Here is a 14,870-nt window from a genome sequence, read left to right on the forward strand (position 1 = left end):
TTCGGGCATCCGGCGAAGGGGCGGGCGCTGCGCTGTTGGTGATGTTCGGCCTGCCGCAGTCGGGCGGGAAGGTCGGCGGTGATCGATGTTGTGGTGCGGTGGTGGCTGTGTGTGCTGCTCGAGCTGCACGCAGCTGGTGATCTTCGGGCATCCGGTGAAGGGCGGGCGCTGCGCTGTTGGTGGTGCTCGGCCTGCCGCGGTCGGGCGGGAAGGTCGGCGGTGATCAATGTTGTGCTGCGGTGATGGCAGCGCCTCCTGCTCGAGCCGCACGCAGCTGCTGATCTTCGGGGTTCCGGCGGAGGGCGAGTGCTGCGCGGTCGACGCCGCCCGACCTTCGCGGCCGGGAGCAGCGGGGAGGTCGGGGGTGATCGATGTTGTGGTGCGCTGGGGGCAGCGCGTGCTGCTCCAGCTGCACGCAGTTGTGGATCTCGTCCGGGCTTTCGGACGGGGGCCGGGCGCAGCCCGCGCACCGCTCAACGCGGACGGTAGCCCCCACGTTGAAACTGACTGACTCAGTCTCTGAACTCAGGGCAGGTGAGCTGCTGGAGCAGCCATCCGGCGGCCCGGGCCCCCGGGCCGCCCGCTGAGCGACAGCCGCCTGTCGGAACGCTCGTGTTCGCGCGGACGTGGCAGGTGCTTCACAGACCGGCCTGCGCGGGCAGTCAGGGTGGAGGCGCCGTAGGCGGCGACTTCGTGGTAGTCGGCGGCGTAGGTGTAGTTGGCTGCGTCGTCGGCGTCGATGTCGACGGTTCGCTGGTCGGGGGTTCCGTGGTCGGTGGCTGTGTGGTGGGTTGCGTCGTCGGAGGTGGAGGCACAACCGTCCGCGGGTTCGGTGCCGGGGCCTGCGGGCGCGGCGAGGTGGTTCTGTCCGGCGCGTCCGGGGCCGGCTCGTCCACCACGGGATCGAGGGTGGCGGTCGGCAATTCGGTGGCCGGCTCGGGAGTCGGGACCGGGGCGATGGCGCTCTGGTCCACCCGGCTCGTGGCGTTGCCCACCGGCGTGCTGTCCGGCCACAGCGCGACTGCGGCGACCAGCGCGACCGCGGCGACCAGGCCGCCCGCTCCGATCATGAGGAAGGGGGAGCGGCCCGTGCTCGGCGGGGTGTCGTCGTACTCGGCGTAGGAGTCGAAGAGCCCCCCACCGACCGCAGGACGGGCCGGCGGGCCGTCGAGCCGGGTGGGCTCGCCGGTGGGAAGGGCCTCGGTGACCGCCTCGGAGTTCGGGCCGGAGTAGAGGCCGTAGGCGGGGTCCTCGTAGGGGTCCCCGCCCTGCGGCCGTCCCGGCTGCCCCGGCCTGGCCTCCGTGCTCCCGGGCGTCCACTGCCCGGTGGCGCCCGGCGGAGCCCAGGCCCCCGTGCTCGCGAGCTGGGTGGCCGGTCCGCCGTCGGCCCCGACCGGGGCGTGCATCCCGGTACCCGGGCCGGCGAGGGCTCCACCGGCGAGCCCGGGCGCGCCACCCACCGCCGGGTGCGCGCCCGTGGCGCCCAGGAGTGCCTGCGGGAGGAAGGCCAGCACCGCGCCCTTGGCGATGGCGTTCTTCGGGTCGGTGTCGACCGCGACCGGGCGGTCGAGCTGCTCCGACAACAGCTGGGCGACGAGCGGGATCCGCGAGGACCCGCCCACCAGCAGCACCGCGCTGAGCTTCTCCGGCTCCGTACCGGCGGACTCGACGGCCCGCCGCAGGGCCTCGACCGTCTCGGTGATCGAGGGCCGGATGGCCTCCTCGAACTCGCTGCGGTGCAGCCGCACCGACCCGCGGTAGCCCGGCATGAGCACCGGGATGGTGACCTCGGTGTCCGCGGAGAGTGCCTCCTTGGCCTCGGTGCACTCACGGCGCAGCCGGGCGACGGCGGCCAGCACGGCCGGGTCGGACTCGTCGACGCCCGCGAACGCGTCCGGCGCGCCCTCGGCCACGTGGTCGAACACGACCTGGTCGAAGTCGACCCCGCCGAGGTGCTCCAGGCCCTCGGGCCGCCCGAGCAGCCCGAAGGCGGAGCTGACGGCCGCTGCGCCTGCGCTCAGCGCGTCCTTCCGCACCACGGCGGCGTCGAACGTGCCGCCGCCGAGGTCGTAGACCGCGATCGTGGAGCCGGTCGGCACCCGCTCGCCCGCCGCGTAGTGCAGGGCGGCGGCCTGCGGCTCGGCGAGGAACGTGACGGTGAGGCCCTGCGCGTGCGCCGCGGCCGCCATCAGGTCCCGCTTGTGCGAACCCCAGGACGCGGGGTGCGTGACGGCGATCCGGTCGGCCGGCCCGCCCTCCTGCGCCGCGACCCGGTCGACCACCCAGCGCAGCAGCCGGGCGCACAGCTCCTCGGCGGCCCAGGCGCGGCCGCCGACGACGATCGGGGTCGGGTCGCCCACGCGCCGCTTGAACTCGCGCACGACACGGTCGGGGTCCGTGACCGCGCGGCGTTCGGCGGCCTCGCCGACGAGCACCTCGCCGTCGGGGCCCAGGAAGAGCACGGAGGGGACGTCGGTGGAGCGGTCGCCGAGCGACACCATCTCGGGCGACCCGGGGCGGTCGGCACGCGAGACCGCCGCGGCGGTCCTGGTCGTGCCCACGTCGACACCGAGCAGGTAGGTCATCGTCACCGTCTTCGGTCGGTCCTCGGCGCCGACGTGCTGGGGAGCGGGCGCCCGTCCACTCTGTCCATCGACAGCGTGGGAGATCACGTTAGCGACACGGACCGCCCGTTTCGGGCACGGGGCGACTCCGCTGCGCCACGCGGCGTCACCCGATCTACAGACGGTGCTGCAGCGCCTCCGCCGCGGCCAGCAGGTCCGCCGCCCACCGCACGCCCGGCCGCCGGCCGATCCGGTCGACCGGCCCGGACACCGAGACGGCCGCCACGACCTGGCCCTGCGTGTCGCGCACCGGCGCCGAGACACTGGCCACACCCGACTCCCGCTCGGCGACGCTCTGCGCCCACCCGCGCCGCCGGACGTCGACCAGGACCCGCTCGGTGAAGGTCGCGTTCACGAGCAGGGCACGCTGGGTGGTCGGGTCGGACCACGCGGCGAGGACCTTGGCCCCGGAGCCGGCGGTCATCGGGAGCCGGGTGCCGACGGGCACGGTGTCCCGCAGCCCGGACGCGGGCTCGGCCGCGGCGACGCAGATCCGGTGCATGCCGTCGCGCCGGTAGAGCTGCACGCTCTCGCCGGTGATGTCGCGCAGCCGCGGCAGCACCGCGCCGGCGGCCTCGAGCAGCGGGTCCGAGTGCCCGCCCGCGAGCTCGGCGAGGGTGGGGCCGGGTCGCCAGCGGCCGTCCGAACCCCGCTGCAGCAGGCCGTGCACCTCGAGCCCGACGGCCAGGCGGTGCGCCGTCGCGCGGGGCAGGCCGGTGGCCTCGCAGAGCTCGGAGAGGCCCATCGGTTCGTCCGCGGCCGCCCGCAGCACCCCCACGGCCTTGTCGAGCACGCCGATGCCGCTAGACTGTCTCACGTCTCGATACTAGCTTCCCAGGATCTGGGAACACCACCACTGTCGGGACTCGCGACACACCTGATGAAGGAGGCGGCAGCGGTGGGACGCACGCTGGCCGAGAAGGTCTGGGACCAGCACCTGGTCCGCAAGGGCGCTGACCACGGCGCAGGGCAGGAGCCCGACCTGCTCTACATCGACCTCCACCTCGTGCACGAGGTGACGAGCCCGCAGGCGTTCGACGGGCTCCGGCTCGCCGGCCGGCCGGTCCGCCGCCCCGACCTGACGCTCGCCACCGAGGACCACAACGTCCCGACGCTCGACGTCCTCGCCCCGATCGCCGACCCCGTCTCGCGCACGCAGGTGGAGACCCTGCGGCGCAACTGCGAGGAGTTCGGCGTCCGGCTCTACCCGATGAACCACGCCGAGCAGGGCATCGTGCACGTCGTCGGGCCGCAGCTGGGGCTGACCCAGCCGGGCACCACGGTCGTCTGCGGCGACTCGCACACCTCCACGCACGGCGCGTTCGGCGCGATGGCCTTCGGCATCGGCACCTCCGAGGTGGAGCACGTGCTGGCCACCCAGACGTTGCCGCTCAAGCCGTTCAAGACCATGGCGATCAACGTCCACTCGTCGGACGGGCGGCTGCGGCCGGGTGTCACGAGCAAGGACGTCGTGCTCGCGATCATCGCGCAGATCGGCACCGGCGGCGGCCAGGGCTACGTCCTGGAGTACCGGGGCAACGTCATCGAGAACCTCTCGATGGAGGCCCGGATGACGATCTGCAACATGTCGATCGAGGCCGGTGCCCGCGCGGGCATGATCGCCCCGGACGAGACCACCTTCGCCTACCTGAAGGGTCGCGACCACGCGCCTTCCGGGGACGCGTGGGACACCGCGGTCGCCGAGTGGCGCGAGCTGCGTACCGACCCCGACGCGGTGTTCGACGCCGAGGTGGACATCGATGCGGACGCGCTGACCCCGTTCGTCACCTGGGGCACCAATCCCGGCCAGGGGCTCCCGCTGGGCGAGAACGTCCCGGACCCGGAGGCGATCGTCGACGAGAACGAGCGCGTCGCCGCCGAGAAGGCGCTGGCCTACATGGGTCTCGAGGCCGGCCAGCCGCTGCGCTCGATCACGGTCGACACCGTGTTCGTCGGTTCCTGCACCAACGGCCGGATCGAGGACCTGCGGGCCGCCGCGGAGATCCTCGACGGCAAGCGGGTCGCCGAGGGCGTCCGGATGCTGGTCGTGCCCGGCTCGATGCGGGTGCGCTTCCAGGCCGAGGAGGAGGGCCTGGACAAGGTCTTCACCGCCGCCGGCGCCGAGTGGCGCTCCGCGGGCTGCTCGATGTGCCTGGGCATGAACCCGGACCAGCTCGCGCCGGGGGAGCGCAGCGCGTCGACCTCCAACCGCAACTTCGAGGGTCGCCAGGGCAAGGGCGGCCGCACCCACCTGGTCTCCCCGCTGGTCGCCGCCGCGACCGCGGTGCGCGGGACCCTGTCGAGCCCGGAGGACCTGAGCTGATGGAGAAGTTCACCACCCACACCGGTATCGGCGTCCCCTTGCGCCGGTCCAACGTGGACACCGACCAGATCATCCCGGCCGTCTACCTCAAGCGCGTCACCCGCACGGGCTTCGAGGACGGGCTGTTCTCGGCCTGGCGCAACGACGAGTCGTTCATCCTGAACCAGGAGCCCTTCACTCGCGGGTCGGTCCTGGTGGCGGGGCCGGACTTCGGCACCGGCTCCTCGCGCGAGCACGCCGTCTGGGCGCTGATGGACTACGGCTTCCGGGTCGTGATCTCGGCGCGGTTCGCCGACATCTTCCGCGGCAACTCGGCGAAGGCCGGGCTGGTCGCGGCGCAGGTGGAGCAACCCGACGTCGAGCTGCTGTGGAAGTTGCTGGAGAACGAGCCGGGCACCGAGGTGACCGTCGACCTGCAGGAGAAGACGGTGCAGGCCAAGGACCTGACCGTGCCCTTCGAGATCGACGACTACATCCGCTGGCGCCTGCTGGAGGGGCTCGACGACATCGGGCTGACCCTGCGCCACGAGGACGCCATCGACGCGTTCGAGCGCTCCCGGCCCGCGCACAAGCCGGTCACCACGGCCTGAGCTGCACCCGAGCCGACGGCCGCCGTCGGTACGGCGGGTGACCACTGTGGTCACGCACCGTGCCGGCGGCGGCTTTTCCTTGTGCGGCAACGACTCTTCGGCGCCAAGCCCCTTGGCGTACGGCCTAGCAGGCTCTACCGTGCGGGGCCATGAACAAGACCCAGCTGGTGGACGCGCTGGCGGCGCGCCTCGGTGACCGACGCACCGCGGCATCCGCAGTGGACGGAGTTCTCGACATCATCGTCGACACGGTCGGCTCCGGCGGCTCGGTGACCCTCACCGGCTTCGGGGTGTTCGAGGCCAGGGCGCGCGCGGCGCGCGTGGCCCGCAACCCGCGGACCGGCGAGACGGTCCCGGTTCCGCCGACCACGGTCCCGTCGTTCCGCCCGGGCACCGCGTTCAAGACCACGGTGGCGGGCAACGGCGGCGCGGCGGCCACCGCGAAGAGGGCCCCGGCGCGTGCGCCTCGCCCCGCCGCCCGCGCGGCCCGGGCGTCGGGCTCGTTCGCCGCGGAGGAGGCCGTCGAGACGTCGGCGCCGAAGCAGACGTCGCGCTCCACGGCCGCCAGGACGACCGCCGCGAAGGCCAAGGCCGGCGAGAAGGCGACCGAGAAGCCGGTGGCGAAGAAGTCGGCCAAGGAGGCGCCGGCGAAGGCGGCGAAGGAGAAGTCGGCCAAGAAGGCGAAGGCGAAGAAGTAGCCGCTGCTGCCCGCGTGTCGTGGGCCGAGCGGGACGATTCGCGGCCCTCGCGACACAGCCGTCCTGCCCCCGACTGCTCGAGCCCGACAACCGTGATCGAGTTGCGGCCCCGTCCCACCCGCCCGATTCTCTTGCTCGTCGAGAGGTTGGGGGAGAGGTGGTCGTCGTGGCGCGTCTGCTCAGGGACGTCCGGGGTCCGGCAGGAGGGAGTCCGCGGTCCGGCCGGTGGAGCGGGTGGACGGTCGCGCTGGTGGTGCTCGCGCTGGGGCAGCTCGCCGCTGCGCCGGTGATCCAGGCGCTGGGCGGGGGCGCGTTCACCACGGAGGACCGGGCGGGTGAGCCGGCCATCGTGCCGGCCGGTTACGCGTTCTCGATCTGGGTGGTGATCGAGGTCGTGTCGCTGCTCTGGGCGGTGTGGGCCGCACGGCCGGGGAGCCCGGACCCCGACCTGCGCGTACGGCTCGCCCGCCCGTTGACCGTGGTGTTCGCCGGGTTCACGGCCTGGCTGGTGGCCGCCGAGCTGGAACCGCGCTGGGCGACCCTGGCCGTGTTCCTGGTGATGCTGGGCGGGCTGCTCGCGGCCACCCGGGTGGCGCTGGGGGAGGCGCGCCGCATCGGGGCGTGGAGCGGGTACGCACAGGCGGTCCTGTGGGGAACGCTGGGGCTCTACCTGGGGTGGAGCAGCATTGCGATCTGGCTCAACCTGACGACCGCCCTGGTCGGCTCGGGGGCGCCGCTCGAGGGGACGGCGGGATTGCTGGGGCAACTGGCCGTCCTGGCCGGGGCGGCCGCGACCGCCGTCGTGCTGCTGCGCTGGACCGGTGTACTGCTGCCGTACCTGGCCGCGGTCGTGTGGGCCTTCGTCGGTGCGGTGCTGGGCGCCCGCGGTGCCGGGGAGCCGGTGCTCGCGCTCGGCGCCGCCGTCGGGGTGGTCGTGGTGGTGGTCGCCGCGATCGCGTTCCGCCGCCGCGGCCTGCACCGGCGCATGTCCGGCCCGCGCCGTCCGGCGTCGCGCCCGGGCCGCCTGGTGGAGGGCTGAGCGAGAGCCCGTCTCCAGCGCAGTATGGTTCCACAACATGTGCAGAAGCGGCACCTGACAGCGTTATGGTTCCATACGCGCTCCAGAGCTACGCAATCTGAACATCATGGTTCCATGATGCGTGCAGAAGCCGCACTCGACGGCATCTTGGTGTCATAGCACGTGCGGAAGCCGCACCTGGCAGCATCATGGTTCCATGACGCGTCCCGGAGCCGGTGTCCAGAGCAGTATGGTTCCATGACGCGTTCGAGATCCGCGCCTGACGGCATTATGGTTCCATAGCGCGTTCGAGCCCCGCGCCTGACGACATTATGGTTCCATAGTGCGCTTCACTGCCGCGCCCTGACGGAGTGATGGTTCCCCCGCGCGTCCGGTGGCGATCTGGACCTGCTCGGTCGACGGGTGCTCAGGTGGGGCTGGGGTAGTAGTCCGCCGAGGTCACGGCGCCGGACGAGTCCGTGGTCAGCACCCACGTGCTGCCCTTGCGGGAGGGCGCGGGGGTCTTGCCCGGGTCCGGCACGCCCGTGACGGACGGTGCGCACTCGTCGAACAGCGTCCCGAGGACGTCCGGGATCACCCCGCCCTGGCTGCACAGCACCGTCACGCCGGGCCGGCCCAGCAGGGCGCGGAAGCGGGCGAGGCCGGCGGCCGGATCCTCCCAGTAGCCCTCCTCGCCGAGCAGCGGCTCGCGCTCGATCTCGTCGGCGGAGAGGCCCCGCGCCACCGCGAACGGGGCGATCGTGTCCACGCAGCGCACCGGCACGGCCGAGTGGAAGCGCTCGGGTGCGAACCGCTCGAGGAACCCGACCAGGTGCTCGGCCTGCGCGCGCCCGACGCCGGAGAGCGGGCGCAGGTCGTCGTCGCCGTCCCAGTCCTTGCGGCTGCCCGCCTTGGCGTGCCGGACCAGGAGCAGCACCGACTGCGGAGCGAGGAACCGGTCGAGGATCTCGACGTCGTGGGCGTAGCTCAGCTGCGGACGGGCCTCGCCCGGTGAGCGCCACACCAGTTCGTCGATCTCGGAGTTGGGCACGAAGTCCGGCACGTCCAGCGCCTCGGCCGCCCAGTACCGGACGAGCTTGCGCCCCTCCGGCACGGGGTAGCGCACGTCGCCGAGCCGGGCGCCAAGCCGGGCCCGCGCGCCGGTCTCCTCCCTGGTCTCGCGCACCGCGCAGGCGGCCAGGGTCTCGCCGTCGTCGAGCTTGCCCTTCGGCAGGCCCCAGTCGTCGTACTTGGGCCGGTGCACCAGCGCGACGAGCGGGCCGGCGTTGCCGGGACGCCACAGCACGGTGCCTGCGGCAAGGACGTCGACCCCGAGCGCGGCGTACAGGTCAGACATCCGCGCTGCCGGCCCTCACTCGTCGACCTGGGACCGCGAGGCGTGCGCGATCATCAGCTCGGCCTGGTGGTCGCGCACCTTCTCGAGGTCGGTGCCCTTCGGCGGGGAGGGCTCCCAGGTGCCGTCGCCCTCCAGCACCCAGCAGCGGGTGGCGGGGTCGAGGCAGGAGTCGAAGACGCCGCCGAGCTGCCCGGCGAGCTTCGGGTCCGCCACCCGCAGCAGCACCTCGACGCGGCGGTCGAGGTTGCGGTGCATCATGTCGGCGCTGCCGATCCAGTACTCGTCCGCCGAGCCGAAGTGGAAGATCCGGGAGTGCTCCAGGAAGCGCCCGAGGATCGAGCGCACCTGGATGTTCTCCGACAGACCCGGGACGTTCGGGCGGATGGCGCAGATGCCGCGCACCACGACGTCCACCGGCACCCCGGCCTGCGAGGCCCGGTACAGCGCGTCGATCACCTGCTCGTCGACCAGCGAGTTGACCTTGATCCGGACCCGGGCCGCGGCGTCGCCGGCCTCGTGCGCCTCGATCTCGTCCTCGATGCGGCGGACGATCCCGCGTCGGACGCCGTAGGGCGCCACGAGCAGGCTGCGGTAGGAGGTCTGCCGCGAGTAGCCGGTGAGCGAGTTGAACAGGTCCGTGAGGTCGGCGCCGATCGTCGGGTCGGCGGTGAGCACGCCGATGTCCTCGTAGAGCCGCGCGGTCTTGGGGTTGTAGTTGCCGGTGCCGATGTGGCAGTAGCGGCGGATGGTCGAGCCCTCCTGGCGCACGACCAGTGAGGTCTTGCAGTGCGTCTTCAGCCCGACCAGGCCGTAGACGACGTGCACGCCGGACTTCTCCAGCTCGCGGGCCCAGCGGATGTTGGCCTGCTCGTCGAACCGGGCCTTGATCTCCACCAGCGCGACGACCTGCTTGCCGGCCGCGGCCGCGTCGATCAGGGCGTCGACGATCGGCGAGTCGCCCGACGTCCGGTAGAGCGTCTGCTTGATCGCCAGGACGTTCGGGTCCGCCGCCGCCTGCTCGACGAAGCGCTGCACGCTCGTGGAGAAGGAGTCGTAGGGGTGGTGGACCAGCACGTCGCCGTCCCGCAGCGTGGCGAAGATCGAGCGCGGCGTCTCCCGCTCGCCGAACGCCGGGTGCGTGGCGGGGCGGAAGGGCTCGTCCTTGAGGTCCGGCCGGTCGGTGCCGTAGACCTCCCAGAGGCAGGTGAGGTCGAGCAGCCCGGGCACGGTGACGACGTCGCCCGGGTCCACGTCGAGCTCGCGCAGCAGGAGTTCCAGCACGTGCTCGGACACGGTGTCGACGACCTCGAGCCGCACGGGCGGGCCGAAGCGGCGGCGGGCGAGCTCGCGCTCCAGGGCCTGCAGGAGGTCCTCGTCCCGATCCTCCTCCACCTCCAGGTCGGCGTTGCGGGTGACCCGGAAGGCGTGCACCTCCGCGACCTCGAGGCCCGGGAACAGCTCGCCGAGGTGGGCCGCGATGAGGTCCTCGATCGGCAGGAAGGTGACGTCCCGGCCGGACCTGCCGTCGTCGTCCTGCACCCGGACCAGGCGCGGGACGTTGTTCGGCACCTTGACCCGGGCGAACCGCTCGGTGCGGCTGTCGGTGTCCCGGACCGTGACGGCCAGGTTCAGCGACAGGCCGGAGATGTACGGGAAGGGGTGGGCGGGGTCGACGGCCAGCGGGGTGAGCACCGGGAAGACCTGCGCGGCGAAGTAGTCCGACAGGCGCAGGCGCTGGGTGTCGGACAGGTCGCTCCAGCGGCGGATGTGGATGCCGTTCTGGTCCAGCTCGGGCCGGACCTCGTCGAGGAACACCCGGGCGTGCGCCTCGGAGAGCTGCTGGCTCCGCTCGGCGATCTTGACCAGCTGCTCGCGCGGGGAGAGCCCGTCGGCGCTGCGCACGGCCAGGCCGGTCTCGTCGCGACGCTTCAGCCCGGCGACCCGGACCATGTAGAACTCGTCGAGGTTGCTGGCGAAGATCGCGAGGAACTTCGCCCGCTCCAGCAACGGCTGGCTGGTGTCCTCGGCCAGGGCGAGGACCCGGGCGTTGAAGTCCAGCCAGGAGAGCTCGCGGTTGAGGTAGCGGTCGTCGGGCAGCCCGCTCGGGGCGGGGCCGGTGGTCGGCGCGGGCGGGCCGATCGGGCCGGCGCCGCTGCCGTTGCCGCCGGCGGCCGGGGCGGTGGCGGTGCTGACCTCCGTGGGGGACGGGGCCGGGCCGGGTGCCGCGGCCTCCACCTGGCTGCCGGACCGTGCGCGGACCGGGGTCGCCCGGCGCCGGGGCGCCGGCTTCCTCGCGGTGCGGCGGCGCCCGTTGCTCACGCCTCCGGTCTCGGTGTTCTCGGGGCCCGTGCTCACCGGCGGGATTCTTCCTCACCGGCCCCCGGTCCGACCTGCCGGAGCCACCGACATCCGGGTGAACTCTCGGTCACGACTGGATCACGAATGGCGGTTGACCTGCGAGGGCGGTGTGACCTGTGCCGGAGATCGCAGGCTTGGCGCCGACCTCACCGCGCGCCCGGCAGGGTGAGCGGATGGTCGCCTCGCTCGTGCTGGTCGCCCTCGTCGTGCTCGCCGCCGTCAGCGGCGAGACGGGGCTCGGCGGGGCGGTCGCGCTCGCCGTCGTCGCGACGGTGTGGTTCGTCGTGAACGGGCGGATGGAGGGTCCGACGCTGCTCGTCGTCTCCCCGGGCCACGGCCTGACGGGCGCCGACCTCGCCGGCATCGCCGCGCTCGGCATCGCCGGCCGGCGGGCGGTCGCCGTTCTGCGCGGCGGACGGTCGGGCTGAGGGCGTCGACCGCTCCAGGAACCGCAGCAGCTCCACCGGGAAGGGCAGCACCAGCGTGGAGTTCTTCTCCGCCGCCACCTCGACGACGGTCTGCAGCAGCCGCAGCTGCAGGGCGGCCGGGTGGGAGGTCATCACCTCGGCCGCCTCCGCCAGCTGCTTCGACGCCTGCAGCTCGCCCTCGGCGGTGATCACCCGCGACCGCCGCTCGCGCTCGGCCTCGGCCTGCCGCGACATCGACCGCTTCATCGACTCCGGCAGCACCACGTCCTTGATCTCCACCCGGTCGATGTGCACGCCCCACCCGACCGCGGGGTTGTCGATCATCAGCTCCAGGCCCTGGTTGAGCCGCTCGCGGTTGGACAACAGGTCGTCGAGCTCGCTCTTGCCGATGATCGAGCGCAGCGAGGCCTGCGCCACCTGCAGGATCGCCGAGCCGTAGTCCTGCACGTCCACGGACACTCGGACCGGGTCGACGACGCGGTAGTAGACGACCGCGTCGACCCGGACGGTGACGTTGTCGCTGGTGATGCCGTCCTGGGCCGGGATCGGCAGCGTCACCACCTGCAGGCTGACCTTGTGCATGCGGTCCGACAAGGGCATCAGCACCGCCAGCCCCGGACCTCTCGTCTGCGGCTGCAGCCGGCCGAACCGGAACACCACACCCCGTTCGAACTGCTGCACCACCCGGACGCAGCTCAGGCCGCCCACCAGCACGGTGAGCCCGACGATCAGGAGCACGACCCACAGAACGGTCATCACGCGCCTCCCCGTAGGCCCGGATTATCGACCCCGCTCCCGGCGCGTGAACAGGGGTTACCGGCAGACGAACAGCCCGGCCGTGCGGGGCCCGACCCCGAGCGCGCAGGCCTCGCGGAGGTCGGCCTCGGTGTCGACGTCGCGGCGCAGGCCGGGCAGCCCGCCCACCAGCGGGACGGCGCCCGACGCCGTGTGCGCGGCCGCCGAGCCGGGGCCGAACCGCGGGTTAAGCGGGGTGCCGGGGGCGGCGAGGAGCAGGGTGGTGCCGTCGCCGCGGGCGTCGGCGCAGAAGGCCCTGCCCGACGCGTGCGCGAGCGCTTCGCCGAGTGCCGAGTCGAGCTCCTCGGGCCTCAGCGCGGGGAGGTCGGCCTGGAGCGCACCGTGCGGCAGCTCGCGCGGGAGCAGCGCGGTGCCGTGGACCAGGGCGGCGTTGAGTCCGGACGCCGGCTCGTCCCGGACGACCCGTACCCTCGTCCCGGCCAGCTCCTGCCCGACGGTCTCGTCGCTGGTGACCACGACGACGGCGGCCACCCGAGCGGCAGCCAGCACCGCGGCGAGCGTGTCGAGGGCGAGCGCGAGGGCGAGCTCGGCGTGCCGGGCCGGGTCGCCCACCCCGCCGTCGGCCGCTCCGCGCAGCCGGGACTTGGCCGCGTCGAGCCCCTTGACGGGCACGACCAGACCCACTCCGCGGCTGCTCACCACACCATCGTTCCACTCGCGCCGGGTGTCGGTGGACCGCGCCCGGGCGGGCAGGGAAGGATCGGCGGCGATCGACGACAGGAGAGGGGCACCGGTGGCGCGCGAGAAGGGCGGGTTCTGGGTCGGCTTCGCTGCGGCGGTCTTCTATCCGCTGTCCTACCTGGCGGGGAAGCCGAAGTACGAGGGCCGCGAGCATCTGCCGGCGGAGGGCGGTGCGCTGCTCGTCGCGAACCACATCTCCTACCTGGACCCGGTGTTCACGGCGCTGTGGGTGTACAGCGCGCGCCGGGTGCCGCGGTTCCTGGCCAAGGCGAGCCTGTGGAAGGTCCCGGTGCTCGGGAAGGTGTTGCTGGGCACGGGCCAGATCCCGGTCTACCGCGACTCGGCCGACGCCCAGCGGAGCCTGGCCGCCGGCGTCGAGGGACTGGCGGACGGCAAGGTCGTGGTGATCTACCCGGAGGGCACGATCACGCGGGATCCCGAGGGCTGGCCGATGCACTCGCGGACGGGGGCGGCGCGGCTGGCGCTGTCGTCGGAGGTGCCGGTGTTGCCGATGGTGCACTGGGGCACCCGTGAGGTGTACGACCACTACAACAAGAAGGTCCGGCCGTTCCCGCGCAGGCGGATCACGGTGCGGACCGGCGAGCCGATCGACCTGTCCGCCTACCGCGACAGGCCGATCGACGCGACCATCCTCCGCGAGGTGACCGAGCTGTTCATGACGCGCTGCAAGGAGCTGCTCGCCGACGTCCGGGACGAGACGCCGCCGCCGGGCTTCTACCGGCGGGCGACCGAGGGCCGCACGGCTGAGGCCGCGACGCCGGAGGCCGAGCGCAATGAGGTGATCGCTCCCGGGGACGCGGCGTCCGAGGCCATGCCGTCCCAGGCCCCGCTGTCCGAGACCTCCGAGACCTCCGAGACCTCCGAGACCGCGCCGTCCGAGACCTCCGAGGCCGCGACGCCGGAGGTCGAGCGGAACGGCGGGGCGGCGTGACGGGCCTGGCGAAGATCGCGGTCCTCGGGGCCGGGTCGTGGGGGACGGCGTTCGCCAAGGTCGTCGCCGACGCCGGGCGCTCGGTCGTGCTCTGGGCCCGGCGACCCGAGGTGGCCGCGGCGATCCGGGACTCGCGGGAGAACGCGGAGTACCTGCCCGGCATCGCGTTGCCGGACAACCTCTCCGCGACGAGCAACGCGGCGGCCGCGCTCGAGGGGGCCGACGCCGTCGTCCTCGCCGTGCCGTCGCAGACGCTGCGGGCGAATCTGGCGCACTGGAAGCCGCTGCTGCCGCCCGGCCGCACCCTGGTGAGCCTCGCCAAGGGTGTCGAGCTGGGGACGCTCAAGCGGATGAGCGAGGTGATCGCCGAGGTCGCGGCGGTGCCGCCGCACCAGGTCGCGGTCGTCTCCGGGCCGAACCTGGCGCGGGAGATCGCGCAGGGGGAGCCGACGGCCACGGTGATCGCGTGCACCGACCACGAGCGTGCGGTGCAGCTGCAGGCCGCGACCTCGAACGACTACTTCCGCTCGTACACCAACACCGACGTCGTCGGCTGCGAGCTGGGCGGCGCGGGCAAGAACGTGATCGCACTGGCCGTCGGGATCGCCGCGGGGATGGGGCTGGGCGACAACAGCCGCGCCTCGCTGATCACCCGGGGGCTGGCCGAGACCGCCCGGCTGGGCGCGGAGCTGGGTGCGGACCCGTTGACCTTCGCGGGGCTCGCCGGGCTCGGCGACCTGGTGGCGACGTGCTCGTCGCCGCTCTCCCGCAACCGCACCTTCGGCGAGCACCTGGGCCGCGGCGAGACCCTCGCCCAGGCCGAGGCGGCCAACCACGGCCAGGTCGCCGAGGGCGTGAAGTCGTGCGTGTCGATCTGCGAGCTCGGGGAACGGCACGGGGTGGAACTGCCGATCGCCGACGCCGTGCGGCGGGTGTGCCACGAGGGCTACTCCGCCACCGCCATGGCCAAGGAACTGATCTCGCGGGCGCCGAAGCCCGAATGACGCGGCTGTGCCGCCCGTGCG

12 protein-coding genes are annotated in these 14,870 nt (G+C 73.2%); 6 read left to right on the forward strand and 6 right to left on the reverse strand.

Going from position 1 to position 14,870, the window contains the following annotated elements; genetic code table 11:
* Positions 1–662: 662 nt before the first annotated feature.
* Positions 663–2,585: an Hsp70 family protein gene (locus tag ACL02T_RS00780; RefSeq protein ID WP_412829309.1), complete on the reverse strand. Its 1,923-nt coding sequence runs from the start codon at positions 2,583–2,585 to the stop codon at positions 663–665.
* 154 nt (positions 2,586–2,739) lie between these two features.
* Complete coding sequence (locus ACL02T_RS00785; protein WP_412828652.1) at positions 2,740–3,441, reverse strand: IclR family transcriptional regulator; 702 nt, start codon at positions 3,439–3,441, stop codon at positions 2,740–2,742.
* 81 nt (positions 3,442–3,522) lie between these two features.
* On the opposite strand from ACL02T_RS00785, the gene leuC reads away from it, so the two are divergent.
* The 4 genes from leuC to ACL02T_RS00805 all read left to right on the forward strand — a co-directional run bounded on the left by leuC (position 3,523) and on the right by ACL02T_RS00805 (position 7,274).
* Positions 3,523–4,947, forward strand: a complete 1,425-nt coding sequence (leuC, locus tag ACL02T_RS00790; RefSeq protein WP_412828653.1) for a 3-isopropylmalate dehydratase large subunit — start codon at positions 3,523–3,525, stop codon at positions 4,945–4,947.
* Positions 4,947–5,537, forward strand: coding sequence for a 3-isopropylmalate dehydratase small subunit (gene leuD, locus ACL02T_RS00795; RefSeq protein WP_412828654.1), 591 nt, complete (start codon positions 4,947–4,949; stop codon positions 5,535–5,537). The genes leuC and leuD overlap by 1 nt, the downstream gene beginning before the upstream one ends.
* Before the next feature lie 149 nt (positions 5,538–5,686).
* Positions 5,687–6,235, forward strand: a complete 549-nt coding sequence (locus ACL02T_RS00800; protein ID WP_412828655.1) for an HU family DNA-binding protein — start codon at positions 5,687–5,689, stop codon at positions 6,233–6,235.
* Positions 6,236–6,485: 250 nt separating this feature from the next.
* Positions 6,486–7,274 carry a TspO-related membrane protein gene (locus tag ACL02T_RS00805; RefSeq protein ID WP_412828656.1) on the forward strand — a complete coding sequence of 263 codons (789 nt, stop codon included), beginning with the start codon at positions 6,486–6,488 and terminating at the stop codon, positions 7,272–7,274.
* Positions 7,275–7,680: 406 nt separating this feature from the next.
* Here ACL02T_RS00805 and ACL02T_RS00810 read toward each other — a convergent pair whose 3' ends face one another.
* The 4 genes from ACL02T_RS00810 to cofC form a co-directional block, all read right to left on the reverse strand.
* Positions 7,681–8,610, reverse strand: a complete 930-nt coding sequence (locus ACL02T_RS00810) for an NUDIX hydrolase (protein ID WP_412828657.1) — start codon at positions 8,608–8,610, stop codon at positions 7,681–7,683.
* A 15-nt stretch (positions 8,611–8,625) separates the two neighbouring features.
* Positions 8,626–10,965, reverse strand: coding sequence for an RNA degradosome polyphosphate kinase (locus tag ACL02T_RS00815; RefSeq protein ID WP_412828658.1), 2,340 nt, complete (start codon positions 10,963–10,965; stop codon positions 8,626–8,628).
* A 149-nt stretch (positions 10,966–11,114) separates the two neighbouring features.
* Positions 11,115–12,152 carry an SPFH domain-containing protein gene (locus ACL02T_RS00820; RefSeq protein ID WP_412828659.1) on the reverse strand — a complete coding sequence of 346 codons (1,038 nt, stop codon included), beginning with the start codon at positions 12,150–12,152 and terminating at the stop codon, positions 11,115–11,117.
* Positions 12,153–12,209: 57 nt separating this feature from the next.
* Positions 12,210–12,851: a 2-phospho-L-lactate guanylyltransferase gene (cofC, locus tag ACL02T_RS00825; protein ID WP_412828660.1), complete on the reverse strand. Its 642-nt coding sequence runs from the start codon at positions 12,849–12,851 to the stop codon at positions 12,210–12,212.
* Between the two features lie 94 nt (positions 12,852–12,945).
* On the opposite strand from cofC, the gene ACL02T_RS00830 reads away from it, so the two are divergent.
* Entirely contained in the window at positions 12,946–13,845 is a 900-nt protein-coding gene (locus tag ACL02T_RS00830) for a lysophospholipid acyltransferase family protein (RefSeq protein WP_412828661.1), read from the forward strand.
* Positions 13,846–13,850: 5 nt separating this feature from the next.
* Positions 13,851–14,849: an NAD(P)H-dependent glycerol-3-phosphate dehydrogenase gene (locus ACL02T_RS00835; protein ID WP_412829310.1), complete on the forward strand. Its 999-nt coding sequence runs from the start codon at positions 13,851–13,853 to the stop codon at positions 14,847–14,849.
* Positions 14,850–14,870: the final 21 nt, after the last annotated feature.

It is taken from the genome of Pseudonocardia oceanicola (assembly GCF_047200735.1).
Lineage (GTDB): Bacteria > Actinomycetota > Actinomycetes > Mycobacteriales > Pseudonocardiaceae > Pseudonocardia.

Bases quoted from the DNA above. Each gene is read 5' to 3' on its own strand.
- ACL02T_RS00780 (WP_412829309.1), bottom strand. From the start codon at position 2,585: ATGACCTACCTGCTCGGTGTCGACGTGGGCACGACCAGGACCGCCGCG.
- leuD (WP_412828654.1), top strand. From the start codon at position 4,947: ATGGAGAAGTTCACCACCCACACCGGTATCGGCGTCCCCTTGCGCCGG.
- ACL02T_RS00800 (WP_412828655.1), top strand. From the start codon at position 5,687: ATGAACAAGACCCAGCTGGTGGACGCGCTGGCGGCGCGCCTCGGTGAC.
- ACL02T_RS00810 (WP_412828657.1), bottom strand. From the start codon at position 8,610: ATGTCTGACCTGTACGCCGCGCTCGGGGTCGACGTCCTTGCCGCAGGC.
- ACL02T_RS00820 (WP_412828659.1), bottom strand. From the start codon at position 12,152: ATGACCGTTCTGTGGGTCGTGCTCCTGATCGTCGGGCTCACCGTGCTG.